Source organism: Arthrobacter sp. Soil_N43 (assembly GCF_057655195.1).
The window spans coordinates 1-17,757 of the sequence record NZ_JBDGML010000105.1 but is presented as its reverse complement, the minus strand read 5'-3'; the positions used below and the strand labels follow the sequence as shown (position 1 = coordinate 17,757).

At 65.8% G+C, this 17,757-nt stretch carries 15 protein-coding genes; 11 read left to right on the top strand and 4 right to left on the bottom strand.

Translation table 11 applies throughout. The annotated features are described in order from the left end of the window. Nucleotides 1-100 precede the first annotated feature (100 nt). The 6 genes from AC3A3W_RS14540 (at nt 101) to aroQ (ending at nt 7,042) form a co-directional block, all read left to right on the top strand. Nucleotides 101-2,311, top strand: a complete 2,211-nt coding sequence (locus AC3A3W_RS14540) for an alpha-galactosidase (RefSeq protein ID WP_487443738.1) — start codon at nt 101-103, stop codon at nt 2,309-2,311. Between the two features lie 97 nt (nt 2,312-2,408). Further along, complete coding sequence (gene galE, locus AC3A3W_RS14535; RefSeq protein ID WP_487443737.1) at nt 2,409-3,422, top strand: UDP-glucose 4-epimerase GalE; 1,014 nt, start codon at nt 2,409-2,411, stop codon at nt 3,420-3,422. A 68-nt stretch (nt 3,423-3,490) separates the two neighbouring features. After that, nucleotides 3,491-4,771: an ABC transporter substrate-binding protein gene (locus tag AC3A3W_RS14530; protein WP_487443736.1), complete on the top strand. Its 1,281-nt coding sequence runs from the start codon at nt 3,491-3,493 to the stop codon at nt 4,769-4,771. Continuing rightward, a complete protein-coding gene (locus AC3A3W_RS14525) occupies nt 4,772-5,635 on the top strand; it encodes a carbohydrate ABC transporter permease (protein WP_487443735.1) in 864 nt (287 codons plus the stop codon). Next, the gene (locus AC3A3W_RS14520; protein ID WP_487443734.1) at nt 5,635-6,525 is read left to right on the top strand and encodes a carbohydrate ABC transporter permease; all 891 of its coding nucleotides are present in this window, start codon (nt 5,635-5,637) and stop codon (nt 6,523-6,525) included. Before AC3A3W_RS14525 ends, AC3A3W_RS14520 begins: the two co-directional genes overlap by 1 nt. A 40-nt stretch (nt 6,526-6,565) precedes the next feature. Further along, nucleotides 6,566-7,042 (top strand): type II 3-dehydroquinate dehydratase, encoded by a 477-nt coding sequence (aroQ, locus tag AC3A3W_RS14515; RefSeq protein ID WP_487443733.1) that lies wholly within the window; start codon nt 6,566-6,568, stop codon nt 7,040-7,042. A 30-nt stretch (nt 7,043-7,072) separates the two neighbouring features. Here the strand turns inward: aroQ and AC3A3W_RS14510 are convergent, their stop codons facing one another. Continuing rightward, nucleotides 7,073-8,257 carry a MarP family serine protease gene (locus tag AC3A3W_RS14510; protein ID WP_487443732.1) on the bottom strand — a complete coding sequence of 395 codons (1,185 nt, stop codon included), beginning with the start codon at nt 8,255-8,257 and terminating at the stop codon, nt 7,073-7,075. 192 nt (nt 8,258-8,449) lie between these two features. On the opposite strand from AC3A3W_RS14510, the gene AC3A3W_RS14505 reads away from it, so the two are divergent. After that, nucleotides 8,450-9,127, top strand: a complete 678-nt coding sequence (locus AC3A3W_RS14505; RefSeq protein ID WP_205652417.1) for a Crp/Fnr family transcriptional regulator — start codon at nt 8,450-8,452, stop codon at nt 9,125-9,127. Between the two features lie 107 nt (nt 9,128-9,234). Here AC3A3W_RS14505 and AC3A3W_RS14500 read toward each other — a convergent pair whose 3' ends face one another. From AC3A3W_RS14500 to sp36, 3 genes are read right to left on the bottom strand one after another with little or no spacing between them, the layout of a single operon-like run. Further along, on the bottom strand, nt 9,235-10,146 hold the full coding sequence (locus AC3A3W_RS14500) for an NUDIX hydrolase (RefSeq protein WP_487443731.1): 912 nt from the start codon (nt 10,144-10,146) through the stop codon (nt 9,235-9,237). A gap of 16 nt (nt 10,147-10,162) precedes the next feature. After that, the gene (locus tag AC3A3W_RS14495; protein ID WP_487443730.1) at nt 10,163-10,696 is read right to left on the bottom strand and encodes a RidA family protein; all 534 of its coding nucleotides are present in this window, start codon (nt 10,694-10,696) and stop codon (nt 10,163-10,165) included. Nucleotide 10,697: 1 nt separating this feature from the next. After that, nucleotides 10,698-10,853, bottom strand: coding sequence for a Sp36 family protein (sp36, locus tag AC3A3W_RS14490; protein WP_205652420.1), 156 nt, complete (start codon nt 10,851-10,853; stop codon nt 10,698-10,700). A 37-nt stretch (nt 10,854-10,890) separates the two neighbouring features. Between sp36 and AC3A3W_RS14485 the strand changes: the two genes are divergently transcribed. From AC3A3W_RS14485 to AC3A3W_RS14470, 4 genes are all read left to right on the top strand, one after another. Further along, complete coding sequence (locus AC3A3W_RS14485) at nt 10,891-13,230, top strand: transglycosylase domain-containing protein (protein WP_487443729.1); 2,340 nt, start codon at nt 10,891-10,893, stop codon at nt 13,228-13,230. Between the two features lie 5 nt (nt 13,231-13,235). After that, nucleotides 13,236-14,180 (top strand): metallophosphoesterase, encoded by a 945-nt coding sequence (locus AC3A3W_RS14480; protein WP_487443728.1) that lies wholly within the window; start codon nt 13,236-13,238, stop codon nt 14,178-14,180. Between the two features lie 107 nt (nt 14,181-14,287). Then, nucleotides 14,288-16,135: an ABC transporter ATP-binding protein gene (locus AC3A3W_RS14475; RefSeq protein WP_487443727.1), complete on the top strand. Its 1,848-nt coding sequence runs from the start codon at nt 14,288-14,290 to the stop codon at nt 16,133-16,135. Then, nucleotides 16,132-17,757, top strand: a 1,626-nt coding sequence (locus tag AC3A3W_RS14470) for an ABC transporter ATP-binding protein (RefSeq protein WP_487443726.1), incomplete at its 3' end; no start/stop codon positions are given. The genes AC3A3W_RS14475 and AC3A3W_RS14470, both read left to right, overlap by 4 nt.

The window sequence follows — 17,757 nt, the reverse complement described above, 5'->3', positions numbered from 1 at the left end:
CTCAGCACCACCGCTGCGGGGCCGGACCGCGCATCGCGCACCGGCCCCGCAACACCCTTTATAAATGCAGCTTCTTGCTCCTCACGAAAGAGACTTACCTATGGATCCCCTGCACCTCCGTTCCGCCGGCACCAGCCTGGTGGTCAGCTTCAGCAGCGGGGAGGCCGAGGTCATCCACTGGGGTGCCGACCTTGGCAGCGAACTCCCTGACCTGTCGATCCTCACCGAGGCCATCCCCAACTCCGCCATCGACGCCACCGTTCCGGCGGGGCTGCTCCCCCAGGCGTCCTCCAGCTGGCGCGGACGGCCGGCCCTGCGCGGCCACCGGATCGCCGACGGCGTCTCCGGACTCGACTTCTCCGTTCGCCTGCGCGCCCTGCGTGCCACAGGCAACGGCAACTCGGCCAACGTCGTCCAGCAGGATGCGGAAGCCGGCATCACCGTCGAATCCACGCTCACTCTCCACGACGGCGGCCTGCTGGAACTGCGCCACACCGTCACGAACACCGGAACCTCGCCGTTCCAGGTGGACGAACTGGCCACTGTCCTCCCGGTGGCCCCGGACGCCGTCGAGCTTCTCGACCTGACCGGACGCTGGTGCCGGGAACGGCACCCCCAGCGCCGCCCCATCCAGCAGGGTACGTGGGTGCGCACCGGCCGCCACGGCCGCACGGGACACGACTCCTCGCTGCTGTTCGCGGCCGGCACCGCCGGCTTCGGCAACCGCCACGGCCGGGTCTGGGCCACCCACCTGGCGTGGAGCGGCAACCACGAACAGTTCGCGGACACCCTCGCGGACGGGCGCACGATGATCGGCGGCTCCGAACTGCTGGGACCGGCCGAAGTGGTCCTCGAGCCCGGCGCCAGCTACACCACGCCCACGCTCTTCGCCGCCTACTCAGACCGCGGCCTGGACGGCATCAGCGAGGCGTTCTACAGCTGGTTCCGTTCGCGCCCACACCATGTGCTGCCCGCAGCTTCAGCCAATGCCGGAAGCGGAAAGCCGCGTCCCGTAGTGCTGAACACTTGGGAAGCCGTGTACTTCGACCACAACCTGGCCACCCTCATCGAGCTTGCGGACTCGGCCGCCGATCTCGGCGTGGAACGCTTCGTCCTGGACGACGGCTGGTTCCGCGGGCGCCGCGACGATACGGCCGGACTGGGCGACTGGTTCGTGGACGAGACGCTCTGGCCGAACGGCCTGACACCGCTCATCGAGGCCGTGACGTCCCGCGGCATGGAGTTCGGCCTGTGGGTGGAACCCGAGATGATCAACCTCGACTCCGACGTGGCACGCGCACATCCGGACTGGATTGTGGGGCCGGCCGCCGTCTCCCACAAGAACGGCGGACGCCTGCCGCTGGCCTGGCGGAACCAGCACATCATCGACCTGGTGAACCCCGAGGCGTGGCAGTACATCTTTGAGCGGATCGACGCCCTCCTGCGCGAGAACAACATCAGCTACCTGAAGTGGGACCAGAACCGCGACCTCACCGAACACGGGCACGCCGGACGCTCCTCCGTCCACGAGCAAACCCTCGCCGCCTACCGCCTGTTCGACGAACTGCGGAAGGCCCACCCCGGCGTCGAAATTGAAAGCTGCTCTTCCGGCGGGGCACGGGTGGATCTGGGCATCCTCGAGCGCACGGACCGCATCTGGGGTTCGGACTGCAACGACGCGCTGGAGCGGCAGACCATCCAGCGGTGGACCGGCGTCGTGGTGCCGCCCGAACTGGTGGGCGGACACATCGGCCCCACTACGTCGCACACCACCGCCCGCACGCACGACCTGTCCTTCCGCGCCATCACGGCCTTCTTCGGCCACTTCGGCATGGAATGGGACGTCCGGGAGGTCCAGGGCGAGGAGCGCGAGGAACTCAAGCGCTTCATCGGGCTGTACAAGGAACACCGCGGATTGATCCACAGCGGCCGGATGGTCCGGGCTGACGTCCCGGACGATTCGCTGATGCTGCACGGTGTGCTGGCAGGCTCCGTTGCGGGTGCCGCCGGTTCCGTTGAAAGCGGCACGACGGCGGCCCTGTTCGCCTTGGTGAGCACACGCACCTCGTTCTCCGAGCAGCTGGGACGGGTGGCCCTTCCCGGGCTGGAGGCGGCACGTGGCTACCGTGTGGAGGCTATCTTCCCGGAACCAGGGGACGCCGATTACGCGCACACCTTTACGCAGATCCAGCCGCCCGCGTGGCTGGCTTCCGGGGCGGAAGCCAGCGGCCGCTTCCTGGCCGAGGTGGGGCTCCCGATGCCCAGCCTCAACCCGGAGCACGCGCTGCTGCTGAAGGTCACGGCTCTCTAGGCATCCACATGACCGCATCGCAGCCTGACCCGCCGGTCCCCGCTCTCCGGAGCGTTGGGGACGGCGGGGCAGTCCGCGCCCACCCAGAGGAACACACATGAAGATTTTGGTTACAGGCGGCACCGGGTACATCGGTTCCCACACGGTCCTATCCCTGCAGGAGGCCGGGCACGAGGTGGTGGTGATCGACAACCTGGTGAACTCCAGTGAAGAGTCGATGCGCCGGGTAGCCGAGCTGAGCGGGACGGCCCCCGAATTCCACAACGTTGACCTCCTGAACGAAGCCGCAGTGGAACGGGTTTTTGCTGCCGGCGGAATCAACGCCGTCATCCACTTCGCCGGTCTGAAGGCCGTAGGGGAATCCGTCCGCGAACCCCTCAGCTACTACTACAACAACCTGGTGGGCACCCTCAACCTCGTCCGGGCCATGGAGCGCCACGACGTCCGCTCCATCGTCTTCAGCTCCTCCGCCACCGTCTACGGCGAACATAATCCCGTGCCCTACGTCGAAAAAATGGAGATCGGCGCAAACAACCCGTACGGCCGCACCAAGGAACAGATCGAAGACATCCTCTCCGACGTCGGCGCCGCCGACGACCGCTGGCACATCGCCCTGCTGCGCTACTTCAACCCGGTCGGCGCCCACCCGTCCGGCCGGATCGGCGAGGACCCGCAGGGCATCCCGAACAACCTCGTGCCGTTCATTGCCCAGGTCGCCGTCGGCCGACGCGACAAGCTGATGGTCTTCGGGGGCGACTACGACACGCCGGATGGTACCTGCCTGCGCGACTATATCCATGTGGTGGACCTTGCCGAAGGCCATGTTGCCGCCCTGAACCACGTGGCTGACCGCGCCGGTGTATTCCGCTGGAACCTTGGCTCAGGCAAGGGCTCCTCGGTACTGGAAGTCCTGCGGTCCTTCGAAAAGGCCGTGGGCCGGCCCCTCCCCTACGAGATCACGGCACGCCGCGCCGGTGACCTTCCCGCCTTTTGGGCTGATGCCACGTCCGCCCTAGCCGACCTCGGCTGGTCAACCACCAAGACCGTGGACCAGATGTGCGAGGATCACTGGCGCTGGCAGGAGAATAACCCCAACGGGTACGCCGGTTAGGATCACCGGCATCCGGCAACTACGCCCCCGGTGGGACCCTGGCCACCGTCGGCACGAAGGACAAACAGATGCTCCATCTCCAGCAAGGGCGGGCAGGAGCCCTCGCCGCCGCACTTGCGGCAGTGCTGCTGACCAGCTGCGCCGGGCCACCGGCCGGGAACGAAGTCACGCTCAGTTTCTTCCAGTTCAAGCCCGAAGCTGTCCAGGAATTCGCCGGCCTCATTGACGAGTTCGAAGCTGCGAATCCCGGCATCAGGGTGCTCCAGAACAACGTCCCGGACCCGGACACCGCCATCCGAACCCTCCTCGTCAAGAACAAGACACCGGATGTGCTGACACTCAACGGGAACGCCAGCTTCGGCCTCCTCGCCAAAGCCTGTGTCTTCGCCGACCTCAGCCAGGAACCCTCGGCGCAGGAGGTTCTGCCCGCAGTGCAGGACATCCTCAATGCCAACGGGAGGTGCAGGGACTCCGAAATCAACGGCCTTCCCATGGCGAACAATGCCAGCGGCATCCTGTACAACCCCGAGATTTTCGCGAAGTACGGGGTTTCCGTACCTCGGACCTGGGACGGGCTGATTGCTGCGGCCGAAAAGTTCAAGGCCAATGGCGTCGCGCCGTTTTACATGACCCTCAAGGACGCGTGGACCACCTCCCCGGCACTGGTGAACCTCGCCGCCCAGCTTCAGCCCGAAGGCTTCTTTGACCGGCTCCGAGCGGCCGGCACCGACCGGAACAACAGCCCTGTGTCCTTCAGCAAGGATTACCAGGAAGTCGCCGACAAGCTGCTCCAGCTCTTCGCATACGCCCAGCCGGGCGCTGCCGGCGTCGATTACGCGACCGGCAACAAGGCCTTTGCCGACGGCAAGTCCGCGATGTACCTCAACGGCAGCTTCGCGGTGCCGGCCATCAGGGCTGCCAACCCGGAGGCGAAAATCGCTTCCTTCCCCTACCCCGTCACGAACAATCCCGCGAATACAACGGTGGTATCCGGCGTCGACGTGGCGCTGGCCATGGGCCGGGAAACTCCCCACCGCGCGGAAGCACAAAAGTTCATCGACTTCCTTCTGTCCAAGGAAGTGATCGACAGGTACGCCAAGAACCAGAGCGCGTTCGCCCCCACCCGGTCAGCTGCGCCGCAGCAGGACCCGGCACTGCAGGGCATGGCCTCCTACTTCACCTCCGGCAAGCTGGATGGCTACATGGACCATCAGCTGCCGCCGAGCATCCCGCTGGTCAACATCACGCAGCAGTTCGTCCTGGATGGCGACAAGGCGCGTTACCTGAACACGCTGGACAACGAATGGTTCAAGATTGCCGCCCGCATGCCCAAACGAGGTGACCAGTAAATGACGCATTCCAGCAAGGCCTTCTACTGGATGGCCATTCCTGCGCTGCTCCTCTTTGTGACACTGCATACCGTCCCGGCGCTAACGGGCGTGTTCTTCAGCCTGACCGACTACGCCGGCTACGGGACCTGGACCTTCATCGGGCTCGAAAACTACTTCAGCCTCTTCAAGGACGACCGGATCCTGTCCTCCTACAGCTTTACCTTCCTGTTCGCCATCACGACGACGTTAATCGTCAACGTCCTGGCCCTTGGCATCGCGATGCTGCTGAATGCCAAGATCAAATTCCAGACGGCGTTCCGCGGCATCTTCTTCATCCCCAACGTGCTGGCCATCCTCATCATCGGCTACGTCTTCAACTTCATCTTTTCCAACTCCCTCCCCCTGTTCGGGCAGTGGGCGGGCATCGACTGGCTTTCGACCTCCATCCTGGCCAACAAAGACCTGGCCTGGCTGGGCATCGTGGCCGTCTCGGCATGGCAGTCCATCGCCTTCAGCGTGATCCTCTACCTCGCTGGACTGCAGACCATCCCGGCCGACCTTTATGAAGCGGCGGACCTGGACGGGGCCGGCTACTGGCGCCAGTTCCGCTCGATCACCTTCCCCATGATCGGCGCGTTCTTCACCATCAACATGGTGCTGGCGCTGAAAGGGTTCCTGCAGGCCTTCGACCAGATCGTCGCCCTCACCGGCGGCGGTCCCGGCACTTCCACCGAATCCGTTGCCATGGTCATCTTCCGCGGCGGGTTCCAAGGCGGGGAATACGGCTACCAGATGGCCAACTCCGTCATTTACCTGCTGGTGATCGTGGCAGTGTCCGTGATCCAGCTCCGGACCCTCCAGCGCAAAGAGGCGGACTTCTAATGGCCACAACCGAAACGGCAGCCTCAGCCCGGACCGCAGCGGATAGCCGTGGCCCGCGGCGGCGCGGCAGGAAGCTCCACAGCGTGAACTGGCCGCTGACGGCACTGGCTGCCGTCCTGGCACTGACCGTGCTCATCCCGCTGTACCTCACCGTCGTCACCGCACTCAAGACCCCGGACCAGCTTGGCGGCTCCGGCTTCGAGTGGCCCAGCCGAGTCCGGCTGGAGAACTTCTCCGATGCTTGGAACCTGACCAACTTCCCGCGCGCCCTGCTGAACTCCGCAATCGTCACTGTGGGCGCGGTGGTCCTCACCATCCTGTCCAACTCCCTGGTGGCCTACGCGATTGCACGGAACCTTCACAAGCGCTTCTTCAAGTTCCTGTACTACTTCTTCGTCGCCGCACTCTTCGTGCCGTTTCCCATCATCATGCTGCCGGCCACCAAGGAAACCGCGGTCCTGGGCCTGGACAACCCTGTGGGGCTGTTCCTGCTGTACACCGTCTACGGGCTCAGCTTCAATGTCTTCGTCTACACGGCCTTCATCCGCTCCATCCCGCGCGAACTGGAGGAAGCCGCGACCATGGACGGCGCTTCCACCTGGGGCATCTTCCGCCGCATCATCTTCCCGCTCTTGACTCCGATGAACGCCACCGTGGGGATCCTGACGTGCCTCTGGGCCTGGAACGACTTCCTGCTGCCCCTCGTCATCCTTTCGGACCCCGCGACGCGCACACTGCCTCTGGCGCAGTACGTGTTCCAGAGCCAGTTCACCACCAACTACACAGTGGCCTTCGCGTCCTATCTGATGGCCCTTGCACCACTGCTCCTGGTCTACCTCTCCGCACAGCGCTGGGTGATCTCCGGCGTCATGCGCGGCTCCATCAAGTGACGTTAAGCCCCCGCATGCCCGACGCGATAGATTTGCATTCATGACTGAAGCCTCCACCGCCACCGAAGCCGGCCGCGGCACCATCCTTGTCCTCAACGGCCCCAACCTGAACCTCCTCGGAACCCGGGAACCGGAGAAGTACGGCACGGCAACCCTTGCCGACGTCGAACAGCTCGTCAAGGAGTCCGGCGCCGCCCACGGGCTGGACGTCGAGTGCTTCCAGTCCAACCATGAAGGTGCCCTGGTGGACGCCATCCACGCCGCCCGCGGCAAGGCCGTCGGCATCGTGCTGAACGCGGGCGCCTATACCCACACGTCGGTGGCCATCCGGGATGCGATTTCGGCGGTGCAGGTGCCGGCCGTGGAGGTGCACATCACCAATGTGCATGCCCGCGAGGAGTTCCGGCACCACTCCTACCTCTCGGACATCAGCAAAGCCGTCATCGCCGGCGCCGGCATCATGGGATACCGCTTTGCCGTGGAGTACCTCGCGGACCTGAACGCCGGCAAGGCCTGACCAGGCCCGGCGCTGTTGCTGAGTGCGCCGCTACTGCTGGATGCACTGCCCCGATGACACTGCGCTGGTGAGCTCCGGCGCCTGGGTGACCACCGGCCGCAGGTCGATCATGGGAATCGCGAACCCCAAGGCAGCGTCGGACGTGGTCTTGGCGAAAATCACGCCGGCCACTTCACCGCCGGTGGTCAGCAGTGGTCCGCCGGAATTGCCCGGCTGGATGTCACCCGCGAGCTTGTAGACCTCGTCCGGAACAGGATTGTCGCCGTAAATGTCGGGCACCAGGACCGTGGAAATGCCTTGGACGGTGGCGGGCTTCGACTGGAAGGGGCCGCCATGGGGGTAGCCGGCAAAGGCGGCGGCAGTGCCGGCCGGCAGGTCCGGGCTCAGCGGCAGGGCGTCGGTGGGCAGGCCGTCGACGGCGAGTACCGCCAGGTCGCGTTTGCCGTCGAAGTAGACCACGCGCCCGGGCAGCGCGCCGCCGCCAGGCACCTCGACGACGGGCTGCGACACGCCCGCCACGACATGGGCATTTGTGACAACCCTCCCCGGCGAGACGACGAAGCCGGTCCCCGTCTGATTCTGGCCGCACTGGAACGCGGTGCCGGCGATCTTCAGAACCGACCCGGCGGCCCGGTTCAGGGCAGGGGTGTCGGTGCTGGCATCCGGAACCGGGACCTGCTGCTGCTGGCCGATGCCCTCAATGAGCCGGGGAATGCGGTCGCCGATCACCGCCGAGCGCAGCTGCGCCATGGTGGCCTTGACGGGGTTGGGGGTCATGCCGTCAATGAACCGGATGACCTTGGAGTCGGCGAGCTGCTGGGAAACGAACGGTACACCGAGGGCACCGATGCTGAAGGCCAGCATGGACATGACGAGTGCCGCCACAACAACATTGGCCGCGCCGCCCACCATCCTGTCCACCGCGCGCAGCGGCTTGAGGCGGACAGCGCTGCGAATGCTGCGGCCGATTGTGGTGCCCAGGGCGTTGCCCAGCACCACAAGGACGATGGCAGTGCCGATGATCGCGGTAAGGCGCCAACTGCTGTCCTCGACGAACTCGCTGACCACAGGAACGGACAGGAAAGCTGCCACGGCGCCGGCCGCGAAGCCCGCGATTCCGCCCACCGTCACCAGGAAGCCGTTGCGGAGGCCGTAAATCAGGTAGGACAGGAGCGTCAGGATCAACGCAAGGTCCAGAACAGTCAGGCCAAACAACGGGTCTCCTTACAGCCAGCTACGCCCCGATTGTACTGGCGGAGTCTGACAATTTGCCGTGGGCAGCACATGACCTTCCGGGCCAGGGACGCCTTTTGCCCCGGTTCTGCTGCCAAGTACGCCACAGATCCTTGAAAATTCTGAAACAATGGCACAAGCGCCCCAGCCGACACATTTTAATCAGGAGAATTCATGGACATCGAGGTATTGCGCCGCGCACCCCTTTTCGCCACGCTGGACGACGAGGCTTTCCGCCTGCTGACGGACGAGCTCACCGAGGTTGACCTGTCACGCGGGGCTTCCGTTTTCCGTGAAGGCGACCAGGGTGACCAGCTCTACTTCATTGTCTCCGGCAAGGTAAAGCTCGGCCGCACCTCCCCCGACGGCCGCGAATCCCTGCTCGCCATCCTCGGCCCGGGCGAGCTCTTCGGCGAGATGGCACTGTTTGATCCCAGCCCGCGCACGGCTACGGCCACGGCGGTCTCCGAGACCCGCCTGGCAGGACTCCGGAACGAGAGCCTGAACTCCCTGCTGCGCACCCGCCCCGAAGTCTCGGCGCAGCTGCTGCAGGCCCTGGCCCGCCGCCTCCGCCGCACCAACGACTCCCTGTCCGACCTCGTCTTCTCGGACGTTCCCGGCCGTGTGGCCAAGGCACTCCTGGACCTGGCCGACCGCTTCGGCCGCCCCGCCACGGACGGCGTCCTGGTGGCCCACGAACTCACGCAGGAAGAACTGGCCCAGCTGGTCGGCGCCTCCCGCGAAACGGTGAACAAGGCCTTGGCCGAATTCGTCCAGCGCGGCTGGCTCCGCCTCGAGGCCCGCGCCGTGGTCATCCTGGACATGCAGCGCCTCCGCCAGCGCTCCCGCTAGCAGACGCTGACGACGCGCAAAGGTTCCCGGGACACGCAAAAGGCCTGGCGACACCCACATGTGGGTGTCGCCAGGCCTTTTGCGTGTCCCCAGGCAGTACCGGTGTCTTAGCGCTCGCGCTGGGGCTCGTGGGCCACCGTTTTCGCGGCTTCGACTTCGAGCATAAGCTTTCCGCCCTCCTGGACGAGCCGGGGCTGATAGACGTGCGGTGTGCGCTTGTAGCTGAGATAGGCGATGCAGCCGGTGGCGGCCGCCATCTTCTCAAGCATGATTTCAGAGCCCGGCACCAAGAGCTGGCCGAGGGTCAGCCCGACGGTGTTTTCCTGGCCCACTTCGTCACCCAGCGCTGTGGTGTCACGTTCTTCTATCACCTTGGTGGCGCAGACCCACCTCCCCCACACGCCCTTGCTCCCGAGAAGCGTCGGCTGCTGGTTCATCGGGACTGTGGCGGCGAAGTACCGCGTGTTGAAGCGGTGGTGTGCGAAGTCCGGGCTGAGCCAGTTCACCAGCGGCTTGAGCAGGTCCGTGCGCAGCGACAGCCCGCGCCGGGCCAGCACCTCGGTAAAGGTCTTTTCCTGCGAGGCCACGGCTTCGCGCACTTTCATCCATTCGGAGGTGGCAGTGCCTTCAACCGTGGTGGAGACGTCCGGCCCGGCCAGGAGCACGCCGGTTTCTTCGAACAGTTCGCGGATGGCGCCCACAACATGGCGGCGCGCCAGTCCGACGTCCTCCGTGCCCATCTGCTCGGCCCAATGCTGCGCCGAGGGGCCCAGCCAGCCGAGCGCGTCGTCGTCGGACGCATCCAGGGACCCGCCGGGAAAGGCGAGGACGCCCAGCGGCGAAGACCCGGGCCGGTAGCCGAGCCAGGTCTCCAGGCCGTTGGGCGAATCGCGGAGCAGGACCACTGAGGAGGCGAGACGCGGTGCGCGCGGCGTCCGTTCGCCGTGTTCAAGCCAGCTTTGCGCCGCCCCTTCGAGGTCGGGGGGAAGTGCAAAGAGGCGGCGTGCTAGCTGGGGCAAAGGAAGCGACCGGGCCTTAGCTGAATTCCGCGATCAGCTCGACTTCGACGGGTGAGTCGAGCGGCAAAACTGAAACGCCGACGGCGGAGCGGGCGTGCTGCCCCGCGTCGCCGAGGACCCGGCCGAGGAGTTCGGAGGCGCCGTTGATGACGCCCGGCTGGCCGGTGAACGAGGGATCCGAGGAGACGAAGCCCACCACCTTGACGATGCGTGTGATCCGGTCCAGGTCGCCGATGACGCTCTTGACGGCGGCCAGCGCGTTGACGGCGCAGACGGCCGCGTACGCCTTCGCGTCCTCGGGGGACACGGTGGGCTCGTCAGATGTGCCTTCGTTGCCGGCGGAGACCTTGCCCACAGCTTCGAGTTTGCCGTCAATAAACGGCAGCTGCCCCGACGTGTAAACGTGGTTGCCGGAAATGACGGCGGGCACATAAGCGGCCACCGGAGCGGCCACCTCGGGGAGGGTGATGCCCAGCTCGGCGAGCCGCTGCTCGACGGCGGAAATCGGCGCTGCAGCGGCGCCGGAAGCGGTTTCGCGGGGAGTCGTCATGCTACTGCTTCTCCCTCTTCAAGTAGGCCACCAGGCCGTTACCTTCGGGGCCGGGGACAACCTGGACAAGCTCCCAGCCGTCCTCTCCCCACTGGTCCAGAATCTGCTTCGTGGCGTGAATGATGAGCGGAATCGTTGCGTACTCCCATTTGGTCATGAACTCAAGCCTAGTCGTTGCCGGTAAAGTGGAGAACATGGTGACTCGTAGGAACCCCATATTCGACACGGCCACTACCCTCGGAAAGATCTTTGCTTTCCTTGGCGTGAGCGCTATTTGCGGCGTCCTGGTGGCAGGCCTCCTGGTTCCGGCGGCCGCCGTTTCAGGCAGCTCGGCGAGCAGTTCGATCGACTTTTTCGACACGCTCCCGGCGGAGCTGCAGGTGGACCCGCCCAGCCAGTCCACCAAGATCCTGGCGGCGGACGGGAGCGTCATCGCCAACCTCTTCGCGGAGAACCGCACCCGGGTGCCGTTGGAGCAGATCTCGCCGTACATGAAGGACGCCGTGATCGCCATCGAGGACAGCCGGTTCTATGAGCACGGCGGCGTCGACACCACAGGCATCCTCCGCGCCCTCGTCGCCACGGCGCGCGGCAACAAGCAGGGTGCGTCCACCATCACCCAGCAGTACGTCAACAACGTCCTCAATGCCTCGCTCGAGGCCGAGGGCCGCGGGGAAGATATCAAGCTCAACGGCGTAAACAAGGGCGTGGGCGACAAGCTGCGCGAGATGAAGCTGGCCATCGCCCTGGAAAAGAAGTTCACCAAGGAACAGATCCTTGAGGGCTACCTCAACATCGTGTTCTTCAACCGTGACGCCTACGGCATCGAAGCCGCCTCCAAGTTCTTCTTCAGCACCACTGCGAAGGACCTGACGCTCCCCCAGGCAGCGCTGCTGGCCGGCCTCGTCAACAGCCCCTCCGCGTTCGACCCCATCTCCAACCCGGAGAACGCCAAGGTACGCCGCGACCTCGTGCTGAACGTCATGCTCGGCCAGGGCAAGATCACCAAGGCCCAGCACACCGCCGCAGTGGCCACCCCGGTGCAGCCCAAGATCACCCCGGCCCGGCAGGGTTGCGCCTACTCGCCCACCGCTCCGTACTTCTGCGACTACGTCCTGCACCTGCTCCTCAACAACCCGGCCTACGGCGCGGACCCCGAGGAACGCGAAAAGAAGATTTTCCGCGGCGGCCTGACCATCAAGACCACCCTGGACCCGAAGGCGCAGAAGGCTGCGCAGGACCAGGTGAACGCAGCCGCCGGCTCCAACCCGGACAAGTGGGGCGCTGCCCTCGTCTCCGTGGAGCCGAAGACCGGCAAGATCACCAACATGGCACAGAACACCTCGTGGTTTCCCGGCAAGGGAAAGTTCGACAGCCAGATCAACTTCAGCGTTGACCAGTATGACGACAAGGGCAACGACCTGAACGGCCTCGGCGGCGCCCAGCCCGGGTCGACGATGAAGCCGTTCACGTTTGCCCAGTGGCTGGAGGAGGGCAAGCCGATGAACACCATCGTCAACGCCTCCCAGCGGCGCTACGGGCAGGACTTCCCGTGGCGGAACACCTGCCCCACCCCCACCGTCGGATGGTACGACAGCACCAACGGCACGGATGACCTCCAGAACGCCGAAGAGGACTATTACCGCCCCATGACCGTCCTGGACGGCCTGAAGAACTCCATCAACACGGCCACGTTCGCCTCCGCAGCGCAGGTTGACCTGTGCGGCATCCAGAAGATCGTGGACGCCGTAGGCCTCCACGGCGGCCTGCCGGCCCGGGACAAGGACACCAACGCGGTGGTCGACGCGAATCCCAAGATCACCATGACCACCCTTGGCAACCTGCTTGGTTCCACGCAGACGGCTCCGCTGACCATGGCCAGCGCCTTTGCCACGTTCGCCAATGACGGCAAGTACTGCGCCCCGATTGCCGTCACTTCGGTGACCGACCAGACCGGTGCGCAGTTGCCGGCACAGTCGACGCAGTGCCGGGACGCCATCAAACCCGACGTGGCCCGCGGCGTGAACTACGCGCTCCAAAAGGTCCTGAATGAGGGATCCGGCTCGCTCATCCAGCCCAGGATCTCCACAGACACCTCCTTCCCCATTGCGGCGAAGACCGGTACGTCCAACAACAACGGCTCCACCTGGGTTGTCGGCCATACCACGGGCCTTGCCACCGCAGCCTGGTTTGGTGACGCGCTGGGGTCCCAAGGCAGGGCCGGCCAGAACGTCACGGTCAACGGCAAGTTCTACACCGGCATTGACGGCTATATGATCGCCGGCCCGATGTTCTCGCAGTTCATGTCCCAGATCGCGCCCGGCTATGGCACCGAACCCTTCCCGGAGCCGCCGTCCAACCTGCTCTACGGCGCCCCCCAGTACCAGCCGCCCGTCCAGAACATTCCGCAGCCGGCCCCGAATAATCCGCAGCCCCCGAGCACCCAGGAAGCGCCGACCAAACCGCAGCCCTCAACCGGTACCGGCAACACCGGCGGCACCGGCAACGGCAACGGCAACAAGGGGAATGACTGACGTTGATGGATACATCACAGCTGGCCAGCCGCGCGCGGAGCATCGCGCGCGGCTTTGCCGTCACTGCCGCAGCCGGAACCGCAGTGGGCCTTGCCGCCACGGGCTACGGCCTCTGGGAGAAGAACCAGTTTGTGCTGCGGAGAGAAACGCTGCCCATCTTGCCGGAGGGCGAGGCCCCGTTCCGGATCCTCCATCTGAGCGACATCCACTTCGTTCCGGGGCAGAAGGCAAAATGGGAATGGCTCCGTTCCCTCGCCGAGCTGAAGCCGGACCTCGTTGTCAACACCGGGGACAACCTGAGCCACCCCAAGGCCGTGGATCCGCTGCTCACTGCCTTAGCGCCGCTCATGGAGTTTCCGGGCGTCTTCGTCCCCGGTTCGAATGATTACTATGCCCCCAAGCTGAAGAACCCGGCGTCGTATCTGCGGGGGCCGTCAAAGGTCAAGCGGGACACCGAGGAGCTGGACTGGCCGCGGCTCCGCTCCGGCTTTGGCATGGGCGGCTGGGTGGATCTGACCAACCGCAACCAGTCGATTGTGCTCAGGGGCATCCGTTTCGATTTCTCCGGCGTGGACGACCCCCACCTGAAGCGTGAACGGTACGCCGGCTGGCCCAGGGGCACCAGGGGCCAGGACTCCAACGCCCACCTGCGCGTGGCGGTCATCCACGCCCCGTACCAGCGCGTGCTGGATCACTTCACGGAGGACGGCGCCGACCTGCTCCTGGCCGGCCATACCCATGGCGGCCAGCTGTGCATTCCGGGTTACGGTGCGGTCATCGCCAACTGCGACATCCCGACATGGCGGGCCAAGGGGCTGCACGACTGGCAAAGCAACGGCCGTACGACGCCGGTCAATGTCTCGGGCGGCATCGGCACCTCGCGCTTCGCTCCTGTCAGGATCGCCTGCAAGCCCGAGGCCGTCCTGCTGACGCTGACTGCCCGCTCCTGAAACACCGCTCCTGAATCACCGGTTCGGCGCCGTGTGAACCGCGGCACTCATGGCATAGGGTAGTTGCTACGGGACACCACATTTGCACTTGAGTTCGAGAAGCGGGCATGGCCAAGCAGACTTCGTTTTTCAGATCCGTCAGCCGTCTCTACCCGCATGTGAAGCCGATCCTCCCCCGGCTTATCCTGGGGCTGCTGTGCGCCCTCCTGGCCAGCGTCGTTGCCCTCACCATCCCCCAGGTCCTGCGAGCCCTGATCAATGATTCACTCCGGCCGGGCGCCACCGCTGATGCAGTGTGGTCATCCGCCGGCGTCATCCTCGTCCTGGGCATCGCCGAGGCAGCGCTCGTGGCGCTCCGCCGGACCTTCGTCATCAACCCGGCCACCACGGTGGAAACCCGGATGCGGGTTTCGCTGTACGGCCATTTGCAGGACCTCACCGTCTCCTTCCACGACCGCTGGGGCTCCGGGCAGCTACTCTCCCGTGCCATGACAGACCTGAACTTCCTGCGGCGCTGGATGGCCTTCGGAGCGATCATGCTGGTGGTCACCACACTGACCGTGGTGATCGGCGTCGCGGTAATGTTCACCATGAGCTGGCAGCTGGCACTGATCTTCCTGGCGGCGGCGGTGCCCATCATGATCTACGGCTTCCGTTTCCGGACCCGCTTCAGCAAGGTTGCCCGCCGCAGCCAGGACCAGGCCGGCGACCTCGCCACCACGGTGGAGGAATCAGTCCACGGCATCCGCGTGCTGAAGGCCTTCGGCAGGAGCCGCGAGGCGCTGGAAACGTTCAACGGGCAGGCCGAGGAACTCCGCCAGACCGAGATCGCCAAAGCCAGGCACCAGGCCACCTTCAGCATGGTGGTCACGCTCCTGCCCGAGCTGGCGCTGGGCGCCGGACTGGTGGTTGGAATCCTCCTGGCCGCCGACGGCCAGCTCAGCATCGGCGCGCTCGTGGCGTTCTTCGCCACGGCAGCCGTCATCGCAGCGCCCGTGGAGTTCTCCGGAATGCTGCTGGCCATGGCCCTGACGGCGAAGAGCGCACTGGACCGCCACTTTGAAGTCATGGACGCGCAGAACACCATCACCAGCCCGGCGAATCCTGCCCGGCCCGCGGAACTGACGGGCGCCCTCTCCTTCCACGACGTCACCTTCGCCTTCGAGGACGCCCCGGACAAACCCATCCTCAAAGGCATCAGCCTGGACATCCGCACCGGGGAAACCATGGCGCTGGTGGGCGTCACAGGCAGCGGCAAAAGCGCCCTGCTGCAGCTTGTTCCGCGCCTCTATGATGTCACCAGCGGATCCATCACCATCGACGGCGTGGACCTGCGCGACTTCAGCGTGGAGGAACTGCGCCGCGTGGTCGGCGTTGCGTTCGAGGACACCACGCTCTTCTCGAATTCCGTCCGCGACAACGTGCTGCTGGGCGCCCGGACGGACGCCGGCGTGGGTACTTCCGGGAGCACCGGCCAGGACGAACTGGAAGCCGTCCTGGAGGAGGCCCTCGACACCGCCCAGGCACACTTCGCCTATTCGCTGCCGGACGGCCTGGACACCCTGATCGGCGACGAGGGGCTAAGCCTCTCCGGCGGGCAGCGCCAGCGGATCGCCCTGGCGCGCGCCATCGCGGCCCGGCCCAAACTCCTGGTGCTGGACGATCCGCTGTCCGCCCTTGACGTCAACACCGAGGAACTGGTGGAGCACCGCCTGCGGGAGGTACTGGCCGGCACCACGACCCTGATCGTGGCGCATCGTCCCTCCACCGTCACGCTGGCCGACCGGGTGGCACTGCTCGAGGACGGCCGGATCGCCGCCGTCGGAACGCACGCCGAGCTGCTGGCGGCCAATGACCATTACCGGTATGTCATCGCCAGCCTGAAGAGCGAGCCCCGCGACCTCGACTCCGAGCTGTCCGCCCTGGAGGACGACGCCGAGGAGGCCGTCCGGTGAGCACCACAGCATTCGGCACCGCCAACGAGGACAACGCCCACCTGAGCAAGAGCGACAGCAAAGCGGTGCGACGCCGGTCGCTCGCCCTGCTGGCGTCGCTGATCCGCCCCGTCCGGCTGCGGTTCTGGTTCACCATCGCCACCGTTGTCCTCTCCCAGGCGGCGCGCGTCGCCGGGCCTGCCTTGATCGCTTTCGGCATCGACCACGCACTGCCGGCCCTGCGCGCCGGCGACAACCTCCCGCTCGTGATGACCGGCGCCGCGTACCTCGCCGCGGCTGTGGCGACCGCGGGCCTGACCGCCCTGTATGTGACATCGACGGCGAGGCTGAGCCAGGCCATGCTGCTGGACCTGCGTCTGCGGGTTTTCCGGCACACCCAGCGGCTGAGCCTGGAGTTCCACGAGAAATACACCTCGGGCCGGATCATCGCGAGGCAGACGTCGGACCTGGAGGCCCTCCGCGAACTCCTCGATTCCGGGGTCAGCTCCCTGGCATCCGGCCTCCTGTTCATGCTCTTCACGGCCGTCACCGTCTTTGCCCTCGATTGGCGGAGCGGGCTGATCGTGCTCGCTGCCGGCGTTCCGATGTTCTTCCTGGCCCGCTGGTACCAGAAGCACTCCCAGATCGCGTTCCGCGAATCCCGTGTGGTGTCTGCCCGGCTGATCGTGCATTTCGTGGAGACCATGACCGGAATCCGGGCGGTTAAGGCCTTCCGGAAGGAACGCGACAACGCCGCTGAGTACGGGGAACTGGCCGAGGAGTACCGGAAGGCGACCGTCCGGTCCATCAACCTCAACGGCGTCTTCCAGCCGGGGCTGGTGCTGACCGGCAACGTCTGCGTGGCCGCGGTGCTGCTCTTCGGCGGTTTCCGCGTGCTCAGCGGCGACCTCGCCGTGGGCGTGCTGCTGGCGCTGATGCTGTCCACCAAGCGGTTCTTCCAGCCTGTGGACCAGATGGCCATGTTCTACAACTCCTTCCAAAGCGCCCAGGCGGCGCTGGAGAAGGTCTCCGGCCTGCTCGAGGAGGTGCCCACGGTCCGCCCGCCCCGCAACGCCGTGGACCTGCGGGATGCCGACGGCGCGATCGAGTTCAAGGACGTCGAGTTCCGGTACGGCAGCGGCCCGCTGGTCATCCCCACGCTGAACCTCAGCATCCCCGCGGGGCAGACGGTGGCACTGGTCGGGCAGACCGGCGCGGGCAAATCCACCCTCGCCAAACTCATCGCCCGCTTCTACGACGTCACCTCCGGTTCAGTCACGCTCGACGGCGTGGACTTGCGGCAGCTCGGCACCGGCGACCTGCGGCGGAACATTGTGATGGTAACCCAGGAGGCGTTTCTGTTCAGCGGCTCCGTGGCGGACAACATCGCACTGGGCCGGCCCGACGCATCGCGGGAGGAAATCGAGGCAGCAGCGAAAGCCGTGGGCGCCCACGAGTTCATCTCGGAGCTCCCGGAGGGCTACGACACCGACGTCAACAAACGCGGCGGCCGTGTTTCATCGGGCCAGCGCCAGCTGATCAGCTTCGCCCGCGCCTTCCTGGCCCGGCCGGCCGTGCTGATCCTCGATGAGGCCACGTCCTCCCTGGACATCCCCTCCGAGCGCCTGGTGCAGAGCGGCCTG

Coding starts and splice junctions, on each gene's coding strand:
- AC3A3W_RS14540 (WP_487443738.1), top strand. CDS start 101: ATGGATCCCCTGCACCTCCGTTCCGCCGGCACCAGCCTGGTGGTCAGC.
- galE (WP_487443737.1), top strand. CDS start 2,409: ATGAAGATTTTGGTTACAGGCGGCACCGGGTACATCGGTTCCCACACG.
- AC3A3W_RS14530 (WP_487443736.1), top strand. CDS start 3,491: ATGCTCCATCTCCAGCAAGGGCGGGCAGGAGCCCTCGCCGCCGCACTT.
- AC3A3W_RS14525 (WP_487443735.1), top strand. CDS start 4,772: ATGACGCATTCCAGCAAGGCCTTCTACTGGATGGCCATTCCTGCGCTG.
- AC3A3W_RS14520 (WP_487443734.1), top strand. CDS start 5,635: ATGGCCACAACCGAAACGGCAGCCTCAGCCCGGACCGCAGCGGATAGC.
- aroQ (WP_487443733.1), top strand. CDS start 6,566: ATGACTGAAGCCTCCACCGCCACCGAAGCCGGCCGCGGCACCATCCTT.
- AC3A3W_RS14505 (WP_205652417.1), top strand. CDS start 8,450: ATGGACATCGAGGTATTGCGCCGCGCACCCCTTTTCGCCACGCTGGAC.
- AC3A3W_RS14495 (WP_487443730.1), bottom strand. CDS start 10,696: ATGACGACTCCCCGCGAAACCGCTTCCGGCGCCGCTGCAGCGCCGATT.
- sp36 (WP_205652420.1), bottom strand. CDS start 10,853: ATGACCAAATGGGAGTACGCAACGATTCCGCTCATCATTCACGCCACG.
- AC3A3W_RS14485 (WP_487443729.1), top strand. CDS start 10,891: ATGGTGACTCGTAGGAACCCCATATTCGACACGGCCACTACCCTCGGA.
- AC3A3W_RS14480 (WP_487443728.1), top strand. CDS start 13,236: ATGGATACATCACAGCTGGCCAGCCGCGCGCGGAGCATCGCGCGCGGC.
- AC3A3W_RS14475 (WP_487443727.1), top strand. CDS start 14,288: ATGGCCAAGCAGACTTCGTTTTTCAGATCCGTCAGCCGTCTCTACCCG.